The following is a 21,036-nucleotide window of genomic DNA, read 5'->3' as shown; positions in this document are numbered from 1 at the left end:
AGCACTTAAAAGCTTAAAACAAAAAATGCTCTTAACCGTTAGATAACATCTAGCAGTTAAGAGCATTTTTTTATTTCAACTAATCCTTACTTTGAATAACCGCAATTAAGCCGTTGCTTAAGTAGACCGTGGCCGCGCTGCCCATAAACTCGTTGCTTACGTAAGCACGCGCATTTGGCACCATGTGGTTATGCAACTGGTACTTTTCGTCATCAAGAGTAAGCGCGTCGATGGACGTCAACGGAATGAACGATAAGTACTTAAAACCAGGCTGCTTTTGAATTGTGTGCTTACCCGAATTAAAAAAGGTAATCAAATTCTGCCGGTCAACCAGCGTAATTTGTTCCGCAAAGCGCCGGAAACGAGCTTCTAGCACCATTAATACGTTGGCTAGCAAGTGGTCGATCCGACCGCCGCTCACTCCTAAAATACGGACTTGCGCATGCTCATCGATTTTCAACACTTCGGCCAAAGCCGCTTCAGTATCCGTATCATCCTTAATCGGATTTAGCTTAATCACCTTATCAAACCACGCTTCAATTTCAGTAAACTCCGTTTTGCTCACCGAATCAAAATCACCGATTGCAAGGCCGCCCTTCAGTCGTTCATTTAATAAGCGCAACGCTCCTCGGTCTACGCCAACCCATTCACCATCTAAGTTTTGCCAATCATCTGGTAAATTTGCCGGATCACCACCGACTAATAGGTTAAATGTTTTCATTATTTAGTAAGGTCCTTTAAGGTTTGTACTTGTTTAGTGTAATCAGCCGCGTTAAAGATGTAAGATCCTGCAACTGCCACGTCTACTCCTGCATCGTAGACTTGCTTAACGTTTTGGTCGCTAATGCCGCCATCGATTTCAATGTCAAATTCTAAACCACGGGCTTGGCGTAGCGCAGACAAACGTTTAACTTTACTAATCGAACTTTCCAAGAACTTTTGCCCACCAAACCCGGGGTTAACCGACATGATTAACACTTGGTCGACTTCTGGTAAAAGTTCTTCTAATTCAGTTAGTGGCGTTCCTGGATTTACCACTACTTCAGCTTGGGCTCCCGCTTGCTTGATTAATTGGATTGCCCGAGCAATGTGTTGCGTGCTTTCAACGTGTACCCCGATAATGCTGGCCCCTGCTTGGGCAAATTGTTCAACATAATTTTCTGGATTTTGGATCATGAGATGGACGTCTAACTTAATGTCACAATCCTTTGCCAAACCTTTAACGGTATTTAAACCAAAACTTAAGTTAGGTACAAAGCTACCGTCCATTACGTCGACGTGTAAATAGTCCGCTCCCTGCACTTGGTTAACATCTTTCATTAAATTGGCTGGATCAGCACTTAAAATTGATGGTGCTACTTTAATCATTTCTTCTTCCTCCGATCTTTTTTCTGGTACCCTTTGCGTTTATAGTCCGGTTTTTGGGACCGAATCAGTCCAATAAATTGTTCATAATTAGCGTAACGACTCGCTAAAATCTCACCGCGATCAACGGCTGCTTTAACGGCGCATCCAGGTTCGTTAAGGTGCAAACACTCCCGAAAGCGACAATTTTGCCCAATTTTCTTTATTTCAAGAAAACACTCTTTCAGTTCCGTATCTGCCATTTCAAAAACTGCGTAAGAAGAAAATCCTGGTGTGTCGGCAACCAACCCACCGTCAATATCCATTAACGAAACCTTCCGGGTGGTGTGCTTTCCCCGATTTAGCGCCTGAGAAACTTCCCCAGTTTGAATATTTAAATTAGGATCAATTCGATTTAACAACGTGGACTTTCCAGCTCCGGTTTGTCCCATAAAAATGGTCAACCGGTCGGCAAAACGCTTCCGTAATTGGAAAACATCTTCGTCGCCCTTCGAAGTGGCTGGGAAAATCACTTGATAACCAATTTTCTGGTAATAATCAGCAATCTGTTTTAATTCCTGATAAGCCGCCTTATCTAGCAAATCCGTTTTTGAAAAGTAGATAACGGCGTCGATTTGTTTTTCAGCCAACGCAACTAATTGTCGATCAAGTAAATTAGCTGAAAAATCTGGCTGGGTAGCCGCCGTCACCACCACCGCTTGGTCAATGTTAGCTAACGGCGGTCGCACCAATTCATTTTTCCGGGGGTGAATGCTAGTGATGTAGCCGGTTTGTCCATCACTTTCTTTGAAATCGACCACATCTCCCACCAATGGCTTGGTTTGCCGGTTTCGGAAATTCCCCCGTGCCCGGGTGCGAATCACCTCGTGTTGCTCAGTTAAAACGTCATAAAAACCCGCTAACAATTGTATAATTTGTCCAGTATGCATGCATTTCTCCATCTATTTGGCGATCGTAAACGTAATCGTCGTCAGGCGCGGGACAACCACCTGACCAGCAACCACATCTTGCGAAATAATCCGGTTGTTGTCAAAACGATTGGTAACGACCTCTTTTTTCTTAATGGTGAATCCCTTAGCCTCTAGTTGACGTTTCGTACTTGGGTAATCACTCCCCACGTAATTATCAACGTCAAAGCTGTTTGGTCCCTTACTAATCACCACGTTAACCTTAATACCCTCCTGAACGGCTTTTCCGCTCGCAGGTAAGGTCTTAACCACCTTATTATAACTGGTTTTATCATCAGCTACCTTAGTTATTTTGCCTACGCCGAGATTTTCCTTAGATAGCTTAGTGGTAGCTTGATTTTGGGTTAACCCATGTAAATTAGGGACTTTAACCATCTGGGGACTGCTTAATTTGAAAGCAATCAAAATTCCTAAAATAAAGGCTAGGATTGCAAAAGCCATAAACGCCGCCCTCCGGCGTAGCGGATGCCGGTGTTTAGGCCGGTGCATTTCACCCTGTTTTTCTTCCGGTTGGCGATCCTTCTTGATTGATTTAAGTTTTTCATTAACTTGCATCCTAATGGAGCGCGTTTGCTCGCCATCGGGATCGGATAACTGGTGGTTAATCGCCTTTTGGTCTAAAACAATCGTGTGCTCGGTTAAGGACTCCTCCACAAATTTACTTTCCTGTGCTCGTTGGGGGCTCAGGGTCGTTTTCAAGTCCGCGGCCATTTCCGCCACGTTTTTATAGCGATCCGTGGGATTTTTCGCGGTCGCCTTAAGAACCACGTTTTCCAATGCCTGCGGAATTTGGTGGTTAAAATCCGTAACTAGCGGTAATTGATCTTGGTAATGTTTAATGGCAATCGAGACCGCGGTTTCTCCTTCAAAGGGAACCTTTCCGGTTAACATTTCAAAAAGGATGATTCCAAGCGAATAAATGTCCGATTGTTGGGTTGCTACGTGTCCGCGCACCTGTTCTGGTGAAAGGTACTGTACTGAGCCAATCACCGTATTGGTTCGCGTAAAACTACTCTGCTGATTTGCGATTGCAATTCCAAAATCAGTAATTTTAGCGTTCCCATGCTTATCGATTAACACGTTTTGCGGCTTTAAATCGCGATGAATAATTCCATGGCGGTGTGCCACTTGAACCCCACACAAAACTTGACCCATTAAGTTGACCACTTGTGGAAGTGGAATGGGAAATTCGTCCTTGATATAACGTTTTAAATCCTTACCCTCTACGTATTCCATCACGAGGTAGTTCATCCCGTGTTCTTCGCCAATGTCATAAACACTGACGATGTTTGGGTGTACCAATTCCGTAGCTGATAAGGCCTCCCGTTGAAAGCGGCGGACTGCCGAAGCGTCATCCTGCATGTCGAAACGGACTAGTTTAACCGCAACGTCACGATCCAAGATCAAGTCGTGCGCTAAATAAACACTAGCCATCCCACCTTCTCCAACGGGACGGATAATTTTATAACGTCCGTTTAACGTTTGGTTTGGGGTCATTAGCTCGCCCCCATTTCTGTTTCAACAATCAATACCGTTACGTTATCAAATCCGCCGGCTTGGTTAGCTAAACCAACTAATTTACGGGTTTTTTCTTCTAAACTTTGCTGATTTCCAAGTACTTTTTGGATAACGTCATTCCGTACTAGGTTAGTCAATCCATCCGTACAAAGCAGTAAAATATCACCATTGGCAATGTTAAATACCTTAATTTCTGCTTCGGCCTGTTCAGAAATCCCTAAGGTTTTAGTGATCACATTTTTTTGCGGGTGGTTGCGGGCCTCTTCGGGGGTGATTCGCCCGGTTTTAAGCAATTCGTTTACCAACGAATGGTCTGTAGATAGCTGTCGCAGCCCCGCTTGCCGGTTATATATGTAACAACGACTATCCCCCAGGTTAGCGACCACCACCTGGTCATTAATAAATAGCGCTAAAACAATTGTGGTTCCCATCCCGGTTAAGTTTTTATAATGCTTAGAAGCTTGTAAAATCTTACGGTTTTCAATGGCTAATTGGTGGGTTAACCAGTTCTTGGCATCTTCGACGGTGTTAATATCCGAAGTTTCAAACAAATAACCAATGTGCGAAACCGCCATCTCCGAAGCAATGTCGCCACCCCGGTTGCCGCCAACTCCGTCAGCTACGATCGTCAAAATTGATTCTGAATCACTTTTAAAAATTCCTACGTAATCTTGATTTGTTTTGCGGACTTTCCCCTTGTCCGATAGGTACGCGTATTTCATATCTATCAATCACTTCACTTTTTTCATATTCGCAATGAAGAAACCATCCGACCCAAAATCATCCGGGTAAATATTTAGGTCTAGTTCAGCGCGGTCTGCTTTGATATTCTTATCAGTCTGCGTTTTTAATTGTTTAAATTCTGGATGGCGCGCTAAAAATTCAGCGACCGTCATTTGGTTTTCCTTCCGTAACATTGTACAAGTACTGTAGGTAAGAATTCCGCCCACTTTAAGCAGGTCGGCAACGTTATCCAAAATTTCTAACTGAACGCGGTGCAAATCACTGCTATCTTTTTTGCTTTTAAGGTACCGGGTTTCGGGTTTGCGCCGCAACAATCCAATCCCTGAGCACGGAGCATCCACCAAGATGCGATCAAATTTCTCCTTTAAATCAGGTCGAGAATCCGTCGCATCTTGTATTTCCGTAACGATATTTGTCAAATGCATTCGTTGGGCATTTTGTTGGATTAAGTGGGTCCGGGATTCATAAATATCCCACGCCACCACTTTTCCATCCGGTCCAACTTTTTGCGCAAGTTGGGTTGTCTTCCCTCCCGGAGCAGCACAAGCATCGAGGACTTGTTGACCTTCGGATAGCTGCATCGTTTCTCCGACGAGCATTGCTGATTCATCTTGAGCAATTACGTTCCCAGCTTGAAAACTAGTTGACTGCGCTAAGCTAGGGCCGTTTTTTAATCGAAGACCATCAGACGCTACTAAGCTAGGCTGAACCGCGTATTCTTCAGCTAGCTTTTGGCGAATGCTGGCGGCAGATTGTTCCGCCGGGTTTACCCGAACGCTTAAGTGGGCCGGCTGATTAATACTTGCCAACACTTTACGACACTTATCTTCGCCCAGTTCGTACATTAATTGGTCCACAATCCAAGGAGCAACGCTATATTCGGTCGCCAAACGTTGGGTGGGGTCCGTAATCCCTTCTAAACTGGGTTTACCTTGCCGTTGGTAAGACCGCAAAACTCCGGTCACCATTTTACGGACACCGTCACTGCCCCGTCGTTTAGCAATCTCGATGGTTTCGTTAAAAATTGCAAAGGTCGGTACGCGATCCAAAAATTCCATTTGAAAAACCGCGGTCCGTAGTAAATTGATTACCCAACGGGGGGTTTGTTCCGGACGCTTTAAGAACTTTGCTAAATAAAAATCAAGGGTTAACCGGTGCTGTAAAACGCCGTAAACCAATTCGGTCAGTAAATGCTTATCCACTTCTGACAAACTGGCATCCTGAATTACTTGATTCAACTCTAGGTTTGAATAGGCGCCTTCATCGATACTTTCTAAAATGCTGACCGCTAAATCGCGGGGATTACTCTTTAATTCCGTCATTGTCTATAATTTGCTTTCCGGGGTGCAAGTTGTCACCTACCCCATTTAAATAATCAGTAATGGTCATCTTTTGTTTGCCAGCAGGTTGTAATTCTAAAATGCTAATTACACCGTGATCACCCGTGGCTACCAACAGTTGGTGCTTGGTCTTTTCTACTACTTGTCCGGGAGCTAAATCCGTACTTTGGTCCATGACCGCCGTCTTCCATAACTTAGTGCGCTGACCTTCCATCATTACGTAAGCAACCGGGAATGGTCGTAAGCCCCGAACCTTAGCGTCGACCAGCCGTGCTGGCAAATTAATGTCAATTTCCTCTTGTTCTGGAGCAATGTTAGGTGAAAAGCTGACCTGTGTTTCGTCTTGAGCTACCGGCGTGATTTCGTCGTTTATTAACTTAGGTAGAGTATCCAATAGCGTGTCCCGACCCAAAATACTTAACTTGTCAAACATGCTCCCCACGTCATCTTGGTCAGTAATCGGCATTTTGGCTTGCGCTAGCATGTCTCCAGCATCCATTTTCTTAACCATATAAATAATGGTAACGCCGGTTTCTGCATCCCCGTTCATAATCGCATAATGTACGGGAGCGCCGCCCCGGTACTTAGGCAATAGCGAAGCGTGCACGTTGATTGCCGCAATTTTCACCGAGTTGATCAACTTCATTGGCAAAAACTGGCCAAAAGCAGCCGTTACAATCAAATCCGCATTTAAATTAATTAGTTCTTCCATTTCAGGACTGCCGCTAAGCTTTTCTGGTTGATAAACCTTAATATCATGCTTGGTCGCAACTTGTTTAACTGGGCTAGGCGTGAGGACGTGCTTTCTACCAACCCGACGGTCAGGCTGGGTCACTACCCCCACTACGTCATAATCTGGGTGATCAATTAAACTTTGTAAAATGGGTGCCGAAAACTGGGGCGTTCCCATAAAAATGATTGACTTCATTAAAAAACCTACTTTCTATTTTCACATGAAGTTTTGCGGATCCGCGTCAATTGCAATCCGAATTCCATGTCGAAACTTTTCTTGTGATTCATTTAGTACCTTCAACAAGGCCTCATGGAGTCGCGGCTCCTTTTGGTACTTAATTAAAATCTGATAATAATATTTTTGCTTGATTTTAGAAACCGACTTAGGAGTAGGACCCAATACGATTGCTTGGCGACTCAACTGGGGTTGCACCATATTTAACACTTCGTACGCAGTTTTTTGGGCGCCAGTTTCTTCGGGAGCCGCCACGTTGATTAGTACCGTGAAATAATAGGGTGGATATTTTCCTAGATGACGTAAGTACATTTCTTTTTGGAAAAAATCCTCGTAGTCTTGCTTCTGTGCCAATTTAATTGCGTAATGATCCGGGTTAAAAGTTTGGATCAACACTTCGCCAGCCTTTTGTGCTCGACCAGCCCGGCCTGCTACCTGGGTCAGCAACTGAAAAGTGCGTTCACTAGCCCTTAAATCGGGCAATTCCAAAGAAGTATCCGCATTCAAGACCCCCACAAGGGTAACGTCTGGAAAATCGAGCCCCTTTGCTATCATTTGAGTTCCTAAGAGGATATCAGCTTCGTGATTACCAAACCGGGCTAACAAGCGTTCATGAGCACCCTTCCGGCGGGTGGTATCCACGTCCATTCGTAAAACCCGCGCCTGCGGTAGAATTTGTTGCAGTTGTTGTTCCACTTTTTGCGTGCCCGTACCAAAGAAGCGAATTTTATCGCTACCACAGTTTTGACATTTTCGAGGAATTGGCTCTTCATGCCCACAGTAGTGGCACTGCATCGAGTGGGTGTCTAAGTGCATCGTTAACGAAACGTCGCAATTAGGACATTTCAATACGAACCCACAATCCCGACACATCACAAATGACGAAAAACCCCGTCGGTTTAGCATTAAGACCATTTGCTCGCGCTTTAATAATCGTTCCTGAATCGCGTTAACCATGGGTGCCGAAAAATTCTCATTGTACCCGTCACCTAGGTGGCGTCGCATGTCAATCACCCGAATTTCAGGCAACGCTTGTCGATTGGCACGTTTTTGAATCTGAACAAAATCGTAAACGCCCCGTTCAGCGCGAGCCCGACTTTCCAAAGCTGGGGTAGCGCTCCCCAAAATCACTGGACAATGGGCATTCTGCGCACGATAAATGGCAACGTCCCGCGCATGATAACGCGGGGCATCGGTTTGCTTATAGGTTTCAGAATGCTCCTCGTCCATTATAATAATACCAAGATTATGCAGGGGTGCAAACACTGCGGAACGTGCACCCACCACGACTTTGACCTCGTTACGCATAATGCGACGCCATTCATCAAATTTTTCTCCGTCAGAAAGCGCACTGTGTAATACCGCCACTTGGTCGCCGAAACGCGCCCGCACCCGGTTAACCATCAGGGGAGTTAGTGAGATTTCCGGAACCATTAAAATCGCCGTCTTTCCTTGTTCAAGCACCTGAGAAATGCTTTGCAAATAGACCTCGGTCTTACCGGAACCGGTCACCCCTTCTAGTAAAATTGGCTTGTCGCGATGATTTTTTACTGCGGCTGAAATCACTTCAAAAGCATGAGCCTGTTCGTCATTTAAATTAAGTTCTTGATCCGTTTTTAAATCGCTCTGCGCAAACGGATCTCGATACTGCTCTACCAGCTTACGCTTTAACCAACCCTTTTCAACAGCGTGATCAACCGTCCCACGACTAATTTGGTGGTCATTAATTAAGGATGTTTGGCTCAACCCAGCTTGTTTATCCAATTCTGGAATCAATTCCAACAATTTTCGTTGCTGTCGTGCATTAGGCCGGATGGTATCCATAATTTGTGCGATTTGCACAGCATCAATCGCGGGCCAAACCCAGTTGATCATCTTTCTTTTAGCCGAATTTTCGGTGGCGTATTCTAAAGTAACCGCCCCTGCTTTAATCCACTGGTTTAACTGCCGTTGCTGGGCGTAATCCAATTCGTTGACTTTCAAGTCCACCACTTGTTGCTCTCCCAGTACTTGAACAACCGTTTGGGGATCGATTTGCTGATCATTGACCTTCACAAAACGTTTGGTATTAATTTTCACTAAGTTAGGTAACATGGCATTTAAGCAAGTTACCCGAAAAGAAAAGGTCTTGTCGGCTAACCAAGCGGATAAGTCAATCAGCTCCTGGTTCAAAAACGGTTCTGGTTCAAGAAGCGAAATGATGTTCTTTAATTCCATCGAAGAATCCTGTTGGTTTTCGCCAATCACAAACCCTTGAACCGGCCGTCCCGCTTGCCCAAAGGGAACGATCACGCGGGAGCCGACTTTAATGTCATTTTCAATTGCTGCGGCTGCTTGGTAAGTAAATGGCGTATTCGTTTGCAGCGCCGGTACGTTGACGATGACATCAAATTTTTTTGTCATTCCCTAATCCCCTTTACTTCAATTCTTGACTAACCATTTCTAAGATCGACTTAGCAATCATTGTTTTAGATTGTTTAGCGATCGTCTTGCTTGCTTGCCCTGGTCGTAAGATCGTCACGGCATTATCATCGACGTTAAACCCAATTTCGGGATCACCAACGTCGTTAGCCACCACCATATCTAAGCCCTTTCGTTGCATTTTTTGGGTAGCGTTTTTCAACAAATCATCTGTCTCGGCTGCAAATCCTACCACGTATTTTAATTGTGCCGGCCGGGACAACGTGGCTAAGATATCAGGATTTTCTACCAGTTCAAGCTGCAAGCCGTTTTTAAAATCCTTCTTTTTCAGCTTATGTGTGCTAACCTTTGCAACCCGGTAATCAGAGACCGCGGCTGCCATAATCAACACGTCTGCCGTTTGGATTTCTTGTTCTAAAGCCGCTTTAAGGCTGTTAACGTCCTCAATATCAATTCTTTTAATTTGCGTATCGTTAGCAAGTTTTAAATTAGTCGGCCCAGTAATCAAGGTTACCGTGGCGCCGGCTGCAGCGGCCTGTTGAGCTAATACAAAGCCCATTTTTCCCGACGAACGGTTGCCAATGTAGCGTACCGGATCAATGGCTTCACGAGTTCCTCCCGCAGTAACCACTACTTTATAGCCCACTAACTGGCGACTGGTAGCTGGTTGACTGATAAATTGGTTAACTACTTCTGCTGCTGGGAAACGTCCTTTGCCTGCGTAGCCTTCCGCCAATTCACCCACGGCTGGTTCTAAAATTTCTACGCCATCCGCCTTAAGTTGCGCCAAATTACGTTGCACTGCTGGATTTTCCCACATATTAACATTCATTGCTGGCAATACTTTCTTCTTAGCCGCCGAAGCTAACACTACCGTGGATGCAAAGTCATCTGCGATTCCGAGTGCCATCTTTGCAATGAAGTTTGCAGTAGCGGGAGCTACCACAATTTGATCTGCCCAATCGGCTAAGGCAACGTGCGCAACCGGCTTTCCCAAATGGGATTTAAAGTCGTCGTAGACTGGTTCATTAGTTAACGTTGCAAACGTCAATGGAGTGACAAATTCTTCAGCCATTTTAGTCATTACAACTTTTACCGCATTACCAGCCTTCACCTGATACCGAACCGCTTCAACCACCTTATATTCGGCAATTCCACCGGTAATCACAAATAATATTTTCATTGGCAAACACCTTCCTAGTCTTATATTCTACCAGTCCTCGGTCCCTAATCCTATCCAAAATAACGGGACGTTAATTACGTAAAAAAGCTAGAAAAAATCAATTCAGATTTTTCCTAGCCTCGCTTTACTTTTAGTATTGTTTGGTGAATTCTCAATATGGTCTCCACCTAATTTAACTACTAACTATTATAGATCTTTTTCGTTAGGGTCAATAACTACGTCGCCCGCAACAATTTCTTCGAGGGCCTTCCCAACGTTTTTATGTGAACTATAGTGGTCAAGTAATTCTGGTGCACCCTCATCTAATTGGTGTGCCCGCTTGCTTGCTAACATAATTAATGAATAACGAGAATCAACCCGTTCAAGCAATTTATCAACTGAAGGATATAAAATCATCTTACAACTCTCCTAACATTTCTTGGTATTCAGGATATACGCGCGAAACACGTAAATGTTCTCCCTTAATGATGTTTTTAATTGATTCAACGGCATTTTCGACCTTATCATTGACAATTGCGTAATCATAATCATGCATCGTCTTAATTTCGTCAACTGCCTTAGCCATCCGTTTATTAATCGTCTCAATATCTTCCGTTCCCCGATTAATAATTCGTTGCTTTAACTCCATTAAATCAGGCGGTGTTAAAAATAAAAAGACGCCATCTGGCATTTTTTCGCGGACTTGACGAGCTCCGTTAACTTCGATTTCTAGAAAAACGTCGCGACCAGAATCTAAAGTCTGGTTGATATATTTTAACGGGGTACCATAGTAATTGTCAACATATTTGGCATACTCTAGCATTTGACCTTCTTCGATGTTTTTCTCAAATTCAGCCTTAGACACGAAGTAATAATCTACTCCGTTTACCTCGCCTTCACGAGGTTTTCTAGTGGTCATTGACACTGAATATTGGAAATCATTTCCACCTTGATCAAAGATTGCTTTTCTAACCGTTCCCTTACCCACACCGGAAGGTCCCGAAAGAACAATCAACATTCCTCTTTTCGCCATTTCCAAACTCCCTCAAATATATGTATGTAATTACTATTTTGCACTTTTTTTACTTATTTTTCAACTAAATTCCGCTTCTAAAAGCAAAGTAATTGCGTTTGGGGACGACTTCATTTAAAAGCACTTGCAAATCTGAACGTTTGTTCGTATAATAAAAACACAAACAAATGTTCGATGGAGGCAATTATGGAAACTCGTAAACTAAGTCCGCTTAAACTATTTAACTTTTCGCTCGCCGCAATTCGCAATACTTATGAAAATTTATTCGTGGTTCCCGAAGACCGCGGACTTAACATTGTTGATCAATCGATGTCCTTAACCCAGATTAACGATACGATTGCGTTTGCTATCCAAAATCAAGTTCCCGTCCAAATGCAAATCAATTTAACGGCTTCTCGAGTGGTCGAATTACGCGGACATTTACTTCTCAACCGTTCGGGACGGCTCTGCATTCAAGATCAAAATTCAAATACCACTCAAACTTTAGAAGACGCGGAAATTCGAAGCATTGCCTTGATATAGATTCTTTAAACACCAAATCATTCACCGCGCTGAACCTATTCAAACAGACTTAAGAACCAGCTAAAAAGCCCTTCTTAGGAATAAAAATTTTTTTGAAAAATTACTTTAGTTGTTAGCTTTAATAGAGCTAAAATGTACGCCAAAAGTTAGTTTATTCCGCATAACCCCAAATCGACCATTATGTGCTAGGCCCTGTCAGGTTGCCAGATGAAATAATTATAAAATTAGGTAGCTTACTAAACGGCTTCATTCCAGGATTTTTCTAGAGTGAGGCCGTTTCTTTTTGTTGATCGATCCTGATGATTATAATATTCCGTTTCACTTTTAACTAATTTAATTAGCCCTTGGTAAGTTTTTAGGTATTCCATAGCGGTCCATCCCACGCAGTTTAAATTCATTCCACCAGCGCTCCAGCGAAGCATTGCCTTATGTAGTCCCAGAACGCGACATACTTCGTTTAACGTTAAATTGATTAAAAAATTCGGGCTTTAATTTATCTGTTTCGATTAATTCTGCAGTTGGTTTGCGATGCCCACGATTGTCGTCCGCTATAAAATTTAATTTTTCTAATGCAGTATATTTAAACCTAGACATTCAAAAATCCCTTCATGATTATCAGATGAACTATTATATTTCATCTAACAACCATAAAGGGATTATCACGTTATATTAAATATGGGCACAATGACCGATTTTTCGTCAATGCCCACAAACTATCCAACTTCTGTCCAATTTGCTTTTTAGTTATTAGGGTTGTGTGCATGTTCCATTTGAAGGAGTTCTCGAGCATGTTCTAAACTCAATTCGGTCAAATCTACTCCTGCCAACATCTTGGCAATTTCGTTGACCCGGCCTTCGTCGTCTAACACCGTCAAATTGGTCATGGTACGCCCCTTAACCACTTTTTTAGCCACGTGCAATTGATAATCCGCCCGTGCAGCAACCTGCGGTAAATGGGAAATACATAACACTTGCGAATGGTTTGAAATCTCATGAATTTTATCTGCAATTGCTTGAGCAACTCGTCCGCTAACTCCCGTATCAACTTCGTCAAAAATAATGCTGGTAACCCCTTCGTTACGTGCAAAGATTGTTTTCAGGGCTAGCATAATTCGGGATAGCTCTCCACCAGAAGCAATTTTAGCTAATGGTTTTAAGTCTTCACCTGGATTCGGCTGAATTAAAAATTCAACGTCATCCAGTCCATCTAGTTCGGGCGTGTTTTTAGAATTAAATTGCACCTTAAATTGAGTTTTCTCCATATATAGGCCCGCTAATTGTTCCCGCACCGCCTGCTCCAGCTTTAAAGCCATCTGTTGCCGCAAATTAGTTAGCTGCGTACCTAATTGCTTAGTTTCTTGGAAGCGCCGGTCTACTTCAGCAGCTAAGTCATCCAGGTTTTGGCCCGCTCCCGTCATTTCTGCCAGCTCTTTTTCGATTCCGGCTAAGTAGTTGAGGATTTCAGCAATTGAATTTCCGTACTTCTTTTTTAATTGGCGAATCGTTTCTAAACGTTGTTCAACTTCGTCTAGTTCGGCAGGGTTCCATTCCATCGAATCAATTGCCGAACGGACCCGATTAGTCACGTCCTCTAATGAATAATACGCATTTTGCACTTCGTCGGCAATTTGTTCGTATTCTTCATCGTAGTCCGCAATTCCTTGCATTTCTTGCATTACATTACCAATTTGATCGGTTGCAGAAACACCCTCTTCGCTTTCTAAAACTTGAAAACTAGTTGCCAGTGCGTCTGAAATGCTTTGAAAATTAACCAATTGATCCCGCCGCTTTTCCAGCTCCTCGTCTTCTCCTTCAGAAAGGTTTGCAGCCTTAATCTCATCAACTTGGAATTGTAACATATCCACCCGTTGATTCCATTCGTGCTCATTTTTGAGACTTTGGTTTAAACGCCGGTTTAGCTTAGTGTATTCCTTAAATGCCCGTTGATACCGTTGCTTAGTATCTGCAATCGTAGCATAGTCAAATTGTTCTAGCAGGCTTAAATGTTTATCGCTGTCCATCAATTCCTGATGTTCATTTTGACCATGGATATCAATTAAAGTTTGCCCAACCTTTTTTAAACTATTCAAATTGACAATGGTACCGTTCACCCGGCAAACGCTACGGCCCGTTTTATGCAATTCCCGAGTAATCACTAAATCATTCGTTGGTTCGATGCCTAACTCTTCTAGAACAGTTTTAGTATTGGCAATTTCCGCAATGTCAAATACACCTTGTAAAACCGCTTTGTCAGCACCCGTGCGCACGAAATCAACCGACCCACGACCACCCGCAAGCAAACCTACGGCGTCAATAATGATCGATTTTCCGGCACCAGTCTCCCCGGTTAACACGGTCATCCCTTGTCGAAAACTGGCATCTAATTTCTCGATAATTGCAAAATCCTTAATTGATAATTCCAATAACATTTTTATCTCTCCTAGGTATACGCAATCGCTTTGGTGATTCTTTTTCTTAATTGCACAGCGCGCGCATTATCTTTGCAAACCACCAACACTCCGTCATCATCGGCAATCACGGCAAATACAAAGCTATAGTTAACCTGTTTTAAGGTTGCGGCCACACTTGGCCCGTTCCCCGGTTTTAAATCTATGTATACTAGTTGGTCTTGCACCCTAATGGTAATTAAGGCGGTTGCTAATAAGTTAAAAAAACGTTGCTCAATTTGTGAGCTATCCGTTTTGGGTAAAGCATAGCGGAGTCGCCCATCTACCGTAGCAACCTTAACTAATTGCAATTCTTTAATGTCACGCGAAATGGTCGCTTGTGTAACTTGAATCCCCTGTTCTTGGAGAATTCGGACAATATCTTCCTGTCGCCCAACCTGATGATTATTGATAATTTGTTTAATGAGGGCGTGTCGTTGATTTTTACGCATTATCTCACCTACGAATTTAAATTGGAATATGCTCGGTCGAGTACTTCTTTAATGTTGACTTGCGAACTAATACTGCCTAGTTCTGCATCCGCACTAGACAACCATGCCAAAAATTCAATGTTGCCTTCGCCACCCTTAATTGGAGAATAATCGAGCCCTCGCACATCAAATCCTTCTGCATTAGCCATTGCCAAAACGTTCTCAAGCACTTCTTCGTGAACTTTCCGGTCCCGAACAATGCCGTGTTTGCCAACTTTCTCTCGTCCAGCTTCAAACTGGGGTTTAATCAAACTAACTACTGACCCACCCGTTTTAATAATCTGTTTAAGGACTGGCAAAATTAGTTTTAGAGAAATAAAGGAAACGTCAATGGAGGCAAATTCCGGCTGTCCTTCCGTAAAATCTGCTAGTTTGCTATAGCGGAAATTAGTATTTTCCATCACTACTACCCGAGGGTCCTCGCGCAGCTTCCAGACCAGTTGGTTAGTCCCCACGTCTAATGCGTAGCTTAGTTTAGCCCCGTTTTGTAGCATTACATCCGTAAAGCCCCCTGTCGAAGAACCAATGTCTAAAACAACCAGCCCGTTAACGTCGATGTCAAATACTTCTAAAGCCTTAGCAAGTTTTAAACCACCCCGACTCACGTAAGGCATCGGCTTACCTTTTAAATGTAATTTGGTATTAGGATCAATTTTAACTCCCGGTTTATCTAACCGCTCCTCATTATCACCTAAAATTTCACCAGCCATTACTGCTCGTTTGGCTTTTTCTCGGGTATCAAATAACCCCTGCTTAACTAATAAAACATCTACTCGTTCTTTTGCCATTACCCTGTCTCCATTATTTTAAATACGTTAAAAAGCCGCGAAGCAACGTAACTTCGTAACCCCGTTCTGCAAGTGGCTTCAGCGCAGCTTCACACGCTGCCAATACCGTTGCTAAACGTTCTTTAGCGTTGGCTAACCCTAATAAATTAACGTACGTATTCTTATTTAGCGCTTGGTCTTTACCCGCTGTTTTGCCTAGCTCAGCGCTACTTTCCGTTACGTCAATAATATCATCATGAATCTGAAAAGCTAAGCCAAAATTCTGCACAAACTGTAAGATTGCCCTTGTAACGTTGGTCTCCGCCTTCGTGATGTGTAGAGCGGCCTTAGCAGGAAAAATCAGCATTTGACCCGTTTTCAATTCGTGCAGCTGCTTTAACTGCTCGAGAGAATAATGCCGCTGATTTCCTTCAATATCTAATAACTGTCCAGCAACCATTCCTTCTGGCCCGGCCGCTTGTGCCAAATCGTTAACTAAGGCCACCTTAACGTCATCTTCTAATCCAGTAGTTGCCAACCACTGAAAAGCAACCGTTAATAAAGCATCTCCAGTTAAGATCGCCTCAGCTTCCCCAAATTGTTTATGGCTGGTTGGGCGTCCCCGTCGAAGATCGTCATTATCCATGGCTGGTAAATCATCGTGAATTAGCGAATAGGTGTGTACCGCCTCTAAGGCTACCGCAACCGTCAGAACATCTGCATCTACCAAACGACGTAAAACCTTTAAGATTGCTAATAACATTAACGGGCGGACCCGTTTACCACCAGCGTCAAACGAATACGCCATCATTTTTGCTAGTTGCGGCTGCCGCCCCCCTAAATCAGTGATCAATTCTGCAAAGCGCTTATTAATCAGCGGCGTACTTTCACCAACAAAATCGTCAAATTCCTTAGTCATTATGCTCATCTGTTTCTAAATCAAGATCGGCTTCTTCACCGTTATCTTTCATTACTTTGGTAAGTGTCTTTTCTGCATTTTTCAGGGTATCCTGTAATTGAGTACTTAATTGGATTCCCTTTTGAAATTCGCTTAGTGCTTTTTCAAGAGGAATGTCACCCTGCTCAAGATTGTTCACTACATCCTGTAATGCCTGTAAATTTTCTTCAAACGTTTTTTCTTTTTCCATTACTTTTCCTCGTTGTTAATTGTTTTAATCACGGCGTCAGCACTGCCGTCGTTAAAGTTTAATCTAATTGCATCGTTAACGGATAAGCTTTTTACGGAATTAACCACTTGTTCGTTTTTTGTAACGTATGTGTATCCCCGACTCATGATCCGTAAAGGACTTAGATTATCTAACGCCGCTACTAACTGTTGCATCTCCGTTTGCGACTGGGTAAACCGCTTGTTAATCACGTCAAGTAATTGTTTACGCAAATACGCCACCTTCTGCTTGGCTAACTCGACTTGGTTTTGCGGATTATTCACCAGCAACCGGTGTTGCAATTTTGCTAACTCTGCTGATCGGTCAGATAAATACTGCCGCTGCGCACCTTGTAACCGTTCCGTTAGTTGGTCAACATTCTGCACGTAACCTTCGTAAAGACGTTGCGGCTCTTGAAAAATATATGAATTTTTTAATTGTTGTGCTTGCTGTTGCTTAATTTTCAATAAATTTTTGAAAGCATTTATAACTCGCAATTCCGTTTTTTGCAAGTCAGCTAAAACATCCGTTAAAACTGGTGTCGCCAATTCAGCAGCAGCGGTAGGCGTCGCCGCACGAACATCGGCAACCAAATCGGCAATGGTCGTATCCGTTTCATGTCCAACTGAAGAAATGGTAGGTATTCGACTCTCAAAAATTGCCCGTGCCACCACTTCTTCATTAAAGGGCCATAGATCTTCAATTGAGCCGCCACCCCGTCCTAGGATAATAGTATCAAAGCCGGACAACGTGTTGATGAGTTTAATTTGAGCGGCAATACTAGGTGCGGCTTCATTTCCTTGCACCGCCACGGGAAATAGCACCAATTGCACAATTGGATAACGCCGGTTGACCGTGGTAATAATATCACGAATTACCGCTCCAGAACGACTAGTTACTACTGCGATCTTCTTTGGAAATCGTGGAATCGCTTGTTTAGGTGCTTTAAACAGGCCTTCCTTGTCTAGCTTCGCCTTTAACTGTTCGTAAGCTTGATATAAAGCCCCGACACCATCCGGCTGCATTGAATCAACGTACAACTGATAACTTCCGTTTCCAGGATATACGCTGATCCGCCCACTTACAATCACCCGCATTCCTTCTTCAGGCCGAAACTTTACCTTTGCAAAAGCCGATTTAAACATGATTACGTTAATTTTGGCTTGCTCATCTTTAATGCTAAAGTATTGGTGGCCGTTAACCCGCAATCGAAAATTTGAAATTTCACCAACTACGTACACCCGATGTAAATACGGGTCCGCATCGAACTTTCGCTTGATATACTGGGTTAGCGCCGTAACCGTTAAATATTGCTCGTTTGTCATTGATTACTCCACTTTGCTAGATCAGTTGTTTGTTTCATTAACATGGTGATGGTCATTGGTCCAACTCCCTTAGGAACTGGCGTAATAAACGAGGCTTTAGGTGACACCGTTGCAAAGTCTACGTCACCCGTTAATTTTCCGTTCTGGTCACGGTTCATCCCTACGTCAATAATTACGGCACCTTCCTTTACTTGGTCACCCTTAATAAAGTTAGCAATCCCCGTTGCAACCACCAAAATATCAGCTTGCTTAGTTAGCTCACTTAAGCTTTGGGTATGACTATGTGCCACCGTAACCGTCGCGTTTGCATTCAATAGTAATGCCGCCATCGGCTTACCAACAATCATGCTTCGCCCAATTACCACGGCTTTTTTACCTTCCGGATTAATATTATACTTATCTAACATTTGCATAATCCCACGAGGCGTACAAGCAACTGGAGTACGGTCCACTTTGTTTTGCAATAGTCGTCCCATATTCACTGGATGAAAACCATCCGCATCCTTTCGGGGATCAATCGCCAAGGTTACCTTAAATTCATCGATTTGGGGTGGGAGCGGCATCTGCACAAGAATTGCATTCACCGTTGAATCTTGGTTTAGACGGTCAATTTCTTGAAGCAAAGTTGCTTCCGATATATTACTTGGAAATTGGCAAATCGTTGATTGGATTCCCAGTTTTTCAGCCCGCCTCTTTTTATTGCGAACATAAATATGGCTAGCGGGGTCGTCTCCAACCAATACCACTGCTAAATGCGGTACAATCCCCCGTTCTTTTAATTGCAGGACTTCTGCCTTAGTTTGTAAGTCAATTTCAGCTGCTAAAGCTTTTCCGTCAATGATTTGTCCCAAGCACAACGCCTCCAGTTTCAAATAATTACACACTTTAAATGATAACACATGACCTCATAAAATAATTTGTAAAATAAAAGAGCCACGAATGTTTGTTTCCATCCGCAACTCTATTTAAAATAACCTAGTCTTTAGCAACGTTTGATAAAACACCGTTAATAAACTTACGGGCCTTTTCATCCGTATATTTCTTCGCTAATTCAAGTGCCTCATTAATTGCCACACTATTGGGTATTTCAGTGTATTTAATTTCATACGTTCCGATTTGTAAAATCACCCGGTCGGGATTAGCTAAACGTTTGACCGTCCAACCAGCTTTAAGTTCTTTACTAATCGTGTCGTTAATTGCCGACTCGTTTTCTTGAACGCCGGTTACTAAATTATTCAAAAATGGATCAGCAACGTCGGCTTCATGAAATTCTTCCAAAACCTGCTTCTTTAATTCTTCGGGGTCTGCGTCCGGATTTACACTCTGAGCGAAAATCATCTTAAAGGCGCTTTCCCGCATTTGATGTCGATTTAAACTCACTTTTGATCACCATTATTTTCTGAAAAAATATCGTTAGGGTCAATATCAGACGTGGTTTTATCCGGAACCATTCCACTCACGACCACGTTAACTTCGTCAATGACGATGCCGGTCATAAATAGAAGTTGTTGTTGAATCCGATCTTGAATCTTAGTGGCAACTTGCGGTACAGATACGCCAAAATCAAGCATCACATTGACCCTGATTACCAATCCACGTTCGTCTTCAATTAACTTAGTACCTGCGCCAACTGCGTCACGCCCTAAAATAGTGTTAAAGCCCTTTGAGATATTGTTGCTGATCAAATGAACTCCGTCAATTTGGTCGACCGTAATCCCAGCAATGGATTCGACCACGTCAGGTGCAATCGCGATTCCGCCTCTTTTTGAACTGGAATCTTTTAATTCCAAGTATTTCGTATCTGCCATAACTCTGCCTCCCAAAAATTAAGCCCGTGAAATGTAAGTTCCGTCTTGGGTGTTAATGTTAAGGGTATCTCCTTCGTTTACAAAGAAAGGTACTTGTACCACTAAACCTGTTTCCATCGTAGCTGGTTTTGAACCACCGCTTGCAGTATTACCTTTAATACTTGGTTCAGTTGATTCAACTTTCAATGCAATATTCTTTGGTAGTTCAACTCCTAGAGTTTCGGAACCGAAGAATGAGATACTTACTTCCATGTTTTCAATCAAGTAGTTTTTCTCTTCTGCAAGACGTTCTTCTGGAATTTCTACTTGTTCGTACGTATTGTTGTCCATAAATACGTAGTTAGCCCCGTCGTTGTACAAGTATTGCATCTTACGGGTTTCGATGTTAGCTTGTTCCATCTTTTCACCAGCACGGAAAGTTTTTTCTTGAACCGCGCCAGTTCTTAAGTTTTTCAACTTAGTCCGCACAAATGCGCTACCCTTACCAGGCTTAACATGTTGAAATTCAACAATCCGCCAAATGTTATCTTCAACTTCAATAGTTAATCCATTATGAAAATCTGACGTTGAAATTGTGCTCATAAAAAGATTCCTCCAATTATTATAAGTTCATAATATCAATCGCTCATCTATTTAACAAGAAAATCATTAAAAAAGGCCGGAACAAGATGATTTGTCCCGACCTGAATTGCTTATCGCTTATTCAGCATCTGCTACTGGATATACAGAAACTTGACGCTTGTCGCGACCTTTACGTTCGAAACGAACGATTCCGTCTGCAAGAGCGAACAATGTATCATCGTTTCCGCGACCAACATTTACACCAGGGTAAATATGTGTTCCACGTTGACGATATAAAATCATACCAGCCTTAGCAGCTTGTCCGTCAGCACGCTTAGTTCCAAGGCGACGACCAGCTGAGTCACGACCATTGGATGTGGAACCTCCCCCTTTATGGTGAGAGAAGAATTGTAAGTTCATTTCCATGGTAA

23 protein-coding genes are annotated in these 21,036 nt (G+C 43.0%); 1 reads left to right on the top strand and 22 read right to left on the bottom strand.

The features are described from left to right. Positions 1-79 precede the first annotated feature (79 nt). From NYR25_04165 to gmk, 11 genes are all read right to left on the bottom strand, one after another. Entirely contained in the window at positions 80-721 is a 642-nt protein-coding gene (locus NYR25_04165; GenBank protein UWF34597.1) for a thiamine diphosphokinase, read from the bottom strand. Further along, positions 721-1,368 carry a ribulose-phosphate 3-epimerase gene (rpe, locus tag NYR25_04160; protein UWF34596.1) on the bottom strand — a complete coding sequence of 216 codons (648 nt, stop codon included), beginning with the start codon at positions 1,366-1,368 and terminating at the stop codon, positions 721-723. Before rpe ends, NYR25_04165 begins: the two co-directional genes overlap by 1 nt. Continuing rightward, a complete protein-coding gene (gene rsgA / locus NYR25_04155) occupies positions 1,365-2,294 on the bottom strand; it encodes a ribosome small subunit-dependent GTPase A (protein UWF34595.1) in 930 nt (309 codons plus the stop codon). The genes rpe and rsgA overlap by 4 nt, the downstream gene beginning before the upstream one ends. Positions 2,295-2,306: 12 nt before the next feature. Continuing rightward, positions 2,307-3,830, bottom strand: a complete 1,524-nt coding sequence (pknB, locus tag NYR25_04150; protein UWF34594.1) for a Stk1 family PASTA domain-containing Ser/Thr kinase — start codon at positions 3,828-3,830, stop codon at positions 2,307-2,309. Next, the gene (locus tag NYR25_04145) at positions 3,830-4,573 is read right to left on the bottom strand and encodes a Stp1/IreP family PP2C-type Ser/Thr phosphatase (protein UWF34593.1); all 744 of its coding nucleotides are present in this window, start codon (positions 4,571-4,573) and stop codon (positions 3,830-3,832) included. Before NYR25_04145 ends, pknB begins: the two co-directional genes overlap by 1 nt. A 9-nt stretch (positions 4,574-4,582) precedes the next feature. Beyond that, on the bottom strand, positions 4,583-5,917 hold the full coding sequence (gene rsmB, locus NYR25_04140) for a 16S rRNA (cytosine(967)-C(5))-methyltransferase RsmB (GenBank protein ID UWF34592.1): 1,335 nt from the start codon (positions 5,915-5,917) through the stop codon (positions 4,583-4,585). Next, positions 5,898-6,863 carry a methionyl-tRNA formyltransferase gene (fmt, locus tag NYR25_04135; protein ID UWF34591.1) on the bottom strand — a complete coding sequence of 322 codons (966 nt, stop codon included), beginning with the start codon at positions 6,861-6,863 and terminating at the stop codon, positions 5,898-5,900. The genes rsmB and fmt overlap by 20 nt, the downstream gene beginning before the upstream one ends. A gap of 21 nt (positions 6,864-6,884) precedes the next feature. After that, positions 6,885-9,305 (bottom strand): primosomal protein N', encoded by a 2,421-nt coding sequence (gene priA, locus NYR25_04130; protein UWF34590.1) that lies wholly within the window; start codon positions 9,303-9,305, stop codon positions 6,885-6,887. A gap of 13 nt (positions 9,306-9,318) precedes the next feature. Then, positions 9,319-10,506: a bifunctional phosphopantothenoylcysteine decarboxylase/phosphopantothenate--cysteine ligase CoaBC gene (gene coaBC, locus NYR25_04125; protein ID UWF34589.1), complete on the bottom strand. Its 1,188-nt coding sequence runs from the start codon at positions 10,504-10,506 to the stop codon at positions 9,319-9,321. 186 nt (positions 10,507-10,692) lie between these two features. Beyond that, positions 10,693-10,902 carry a DNA-directed RNA polymerase subunit omega gene (gene rpoZ / locus NYR25_04120; protein UWF34588.1) on the bottom strand — a complete coding sequence of 70 codons (210 nt, stop codon included), beginning with the start codon at positions 10,900-10,902 and terminating at the stop codon, positions 10,693-10,695. A 1-nt stretch (position 10,903) separates the two neighbouring features. Next, positions 10,904-11,518, bottom strand: coding sequence for a guanylate kinase (gene gmk, locus NYR25_04115; protein ID UWF34587.1), 615 nt, complete (start codon positions 11,516-11,518; stop codon positions 10,904-10,906). A gap of 186 nt (positions 11,519-11,704) precedes the next feature. On the opposite strand from gmk, the gene NYR25_04110 reads away from it, so the two are divergent. Next, complete coding sequence (locus NYR25_04110; protein ID UWF34586.1) at positions 11,705-12,040, top strand: heme d1 biosynthesis radical SAM protein NirJ2; 336 nt, start codon at positions 11,705-11,707, stop codon at positions 12,038-12,040. Positions 12,041-12,780: 740 nt separating this feature from the next. On the opposite strand, the gene recN is transcribed toward NYR25_04110, so the two are convergent. From recN to rpmA, 11 genes are all read right to left on the bottom strand, one after another. After that, the gene (gene recN, locus NYR25_04105) at positions 12,781-14,469 is read right to left on the bottom strand and encodes a DNA repair protein RecN (protein UWF34585.1); all 1,689 of its coding nucleotides are present in this window, start codon (positions 14,467-14,469) and stop codon (positions 12,781-12,783) included. A gap of 11 nt (positions 14,470-14,480) precedes the next feature. After that, on the bottom strand, positions 14,481-14,939 hold the full coding sequence (locus tag NYR25_04100) for a DNA-binding protein (protein UWF34584.1): 459 nt from the start codon (positions 14,937-14,939) through the stop codon (positions 14,481-14,483). Positions 14,940-14,947: 8 nt separating this feature from the next. Next, positions 14,948-15,766, bottom strand: coding sequence for a TlyA family RNA methyltransferase (locus NYR25_04095; protein UWF34583.1), 819 nt, complete (start codon positions 15,764-15,766; stop codon positions 14,948-14,950). 13 nt (positions 15,767-15,779) lie between these two features. Then, positions 15,780-16,664, bottom strand: coding sequence for a polyprenyl synthetase family protein (locus NYR25_04090; GenBank protein UWF34582.1), 885 nt, complete (start codon positions 16,662-16,664; stop codon positions 15,780-15,782). Then, complete coding sequence (locus tag NYR25_04085) at positions 16,657-16,893, bottom strand: exodeoxyribonuclease VII small subunit (protein UWF34581.1); 237 nt, start codon at positions 16,891-16,893, stop codon at positions 16,657-16,659. Before NYR25_04085 ends, NYR25_04090 begins: the two co-directional genes overlap by 8 nt. Next, positions 16,893-18,236: an exodeoxyribonuclease VII large subunit gene (gene xseA / locus NYR25_04080; protein UWF34580.1), complete on the bottom strand. Its 1,344-nt coding sequence runs from the start codon at positions 18,234-18,236 to the stop codon at positions 16,893-16,895. The genes NYR25_04085 and xseA overlap by 1 nt, the downstream gene beginning before the upstream one ends. Beyond that, on the bottom strand, positions 18,233-19,087 hold the full coding sequence (gene folD / locus NYR25_04075) for a bifunctional methylenetetrahydrofolate dehydrogenase/methenyltetrahydrofolate cyclohydrolase FolD (GenBank protein ID UWF34579.1): 855 nt from the start codon (positions 19,085-19,087) through the stop codon (positions 18,233-18,235). Before folD ends, xseA begins: the two co-directional genes overlap by 4 nt. A gap of 124 nt (positions 19,088-19,211) precedes the next feature. After that, positions 19,212-19,616 carry a transcription antitermination factor NusB gene (nusB, locus tag NYR25_04070; protein UWF34578.1) on the bottom strand — a complete coding sequence of 135 codons (405 nt, stop codon included), beginning with the start codon at positions 19,614-19,616 and terminating at the stop codon, positions 19,212-19,214. Beyond that, complete coding sequence (locus NYR25_04065) at positions 19,613-20,044, bottom strand: Asp23/Gls24 family envelope stress response protein (GenBank protein ID UWF34577.1); 432 nt, start codon at positions 20,042-20,044, stop codon at positions 19,613-19,615. Before NYR25_04065 ends, nusB begins: the two co-directional genes overlap by 4 nt. Before the next feature lie 18 nt (positions 20,045-20,062). Continuing rightward, positions 20,063-20,626, bottom strand: a complete 564-nt coding sequence (efp, locus tag NYR25_04060) for an elongation factor P (protein UWF34576.1) — start codon at positions 20,624-20,626, stop codon at positions 20,063-20,065. A 117-nt stretch (positions 20,627-20,743) separates the two neighbouring features. Then, complete coding sequence (gene rpmA, locus NYR25_04055) at positions 20,744-21,031, bottom strand: 50S ribosomal protein L27 (GenBank protein UWF34575.1); 288 nt, start codon at positions 21,029-21,031, stop codon at positions 20,744-20,746. Positions 21,032-21,036: the final 5 nt, after the last annotated feature.

The organism is Pediococcus acidilactici, assembly GCA_024970065.1.
Taxonomy (GTDB): domain Bacteria; phylum Bacillota; class Bacilli; order Lactobacillales; family Lactobacillaceae; genus Pediococcus; species Pediococcus acidilactici_A.
Note: the sequence above shows the minus strand (reverse complement) of the source record. Positions and strands in the feature narration are given on the sequence as shown.

Bases quoted from the DNA above. Each gene is read 5' to 3' on its own strand.
- NYR25_04165 (UWF34597.1), bottom strand. From the start codon at position 721: ATGAAAACATTTAACCTATTAGTCGGTGGTGATCCGGCAAATTTACCA.
- rpe (UWF34596.1), bottom strand. From the start codon at position 1,368: ATGATTAAAGTAGCACCATCAATTTTAAGTGCTGATCCAGCCAATTTA.
- rsgA (UWF34595.1), bottom strand. From the start codon at position 2,294: ATGCATACTGGACAAATTATACAATTGTTAGCGGGTTTTTATGACGTT.
- pknB (UWF34594.1), bottom strand. From the start codon at position 3,830: ATGACCCCAAACCAAACGTTAAACGGACGTTATAAAATTATCCGTCCC.
- NYR25_04145 (UWF34593.1), bottom strand. From the start codon at position 4,573: ATGAAATACGCGTACCTATCGGACAAGGGGAAAGTCCGCAAAACAAAT.
- rsmB (UWF34592.1), bottom strand. From the start codon at position 5,917: ATGACGGAATTAAAGAGTAATCCCCGCGATTTAGCGGTCAGCATTTTA.
- fmt (UWF34591.1), bottom strand. From the start codon at position 6,863: ATGAAGTCAATCATTTTTATGGGAACGCCCCAGTTTTCGGCACCCATT.
- priA (UWF34590.1), bottom strand. From the start codon at position 9,305: ATGACAAAAAAATTTGATGTCATCGTCAACGTACCGGCGCTGCAAACG.
- coaBC (UWF34589.1), bottom strand. From the start codon at position 10,506: ATGAAAATATTATTTGTGATTACCGGTGGAATTGCCGAATATAAGGTG.
- rpoZ (UWF34588.1), bottom strand. From the start codon at position 10,902: ATGATTTTATATCCTTCAGTTGATAAATTGCTTGAACGGGTTGATTCT.
- gmk (UWF34587.1), bottom strand. From the start codon at position 11,518: ATGGCGAAAAGAGGAATGTTGATTGTTCTTTCGGGACCTTCCGGTGTG.
- NYR25_04110 (UWF34586.1), top strand. From the start codon at position 11,705: ATGGAAACTCGTAAACTAAGTCCGCTTAAACTATTTAACTTTTCGCTC.
- recN (UWF34585.1), bottom strand. From the start codon at position 14,469: ATGTTATTGGAATTATCAATTAAGGATTTTGCAATTATCGAGAAATTA.
- NYR25_04100 (UWF34584.1), bottom strand. From the start codon at position 14,939: ATGCGTAAAAATCAACGACACGCCCTCATTAAACAAATTATCAATAAT.
- NYR25_04095 (UWF34583.1), bottom strand. From the start codon at position 15,766: ATGGCAAAAGAACGAGTAGATGTTTTATTAGTTAAGCAGGGGTTATTT.
- NYR25_04090 (UWF34582.1), bottom strand. From the start codon at position 16,664: ATGACTAAGGAATTTGACGATTTTGTTGGTGAAAGTACGCCGCTGATT.
- NYR25_04085 (UWF34581.1), bottom strand. From the start codon at position 16,893: ATGGAAAAAGAAAAAACGTTTGAAGAAAATTTACAGGCATTACAGGAT.
- xseA (UWF34580.1), bottom strand. From the start codon at position 18,236: ATGACAAACGAGCAATATTTAACGGTTACGGCGCTAACCCAGTATATC.
- NYR25_04065 (UWF34577.1), bottom strand. From the start codon at position 20,044: ATGGCAGATACGAAATACTTGGAATTAAAAGATTCCAGTTCAAAAAGA.
- efp (UWF34576.1), bottom strand. From the start codon at position 20,626: ATGAGCACAATTTCAACGTCAGATTTTCATAATGGATTAACTATTGAA.
- rpmA (UWF34575.1), bottom strand. From the start codon at position 21,031: ATGGAAATGAACTTACAATTCTTCTCTCACCATAAAGGGGGAGGTTCC.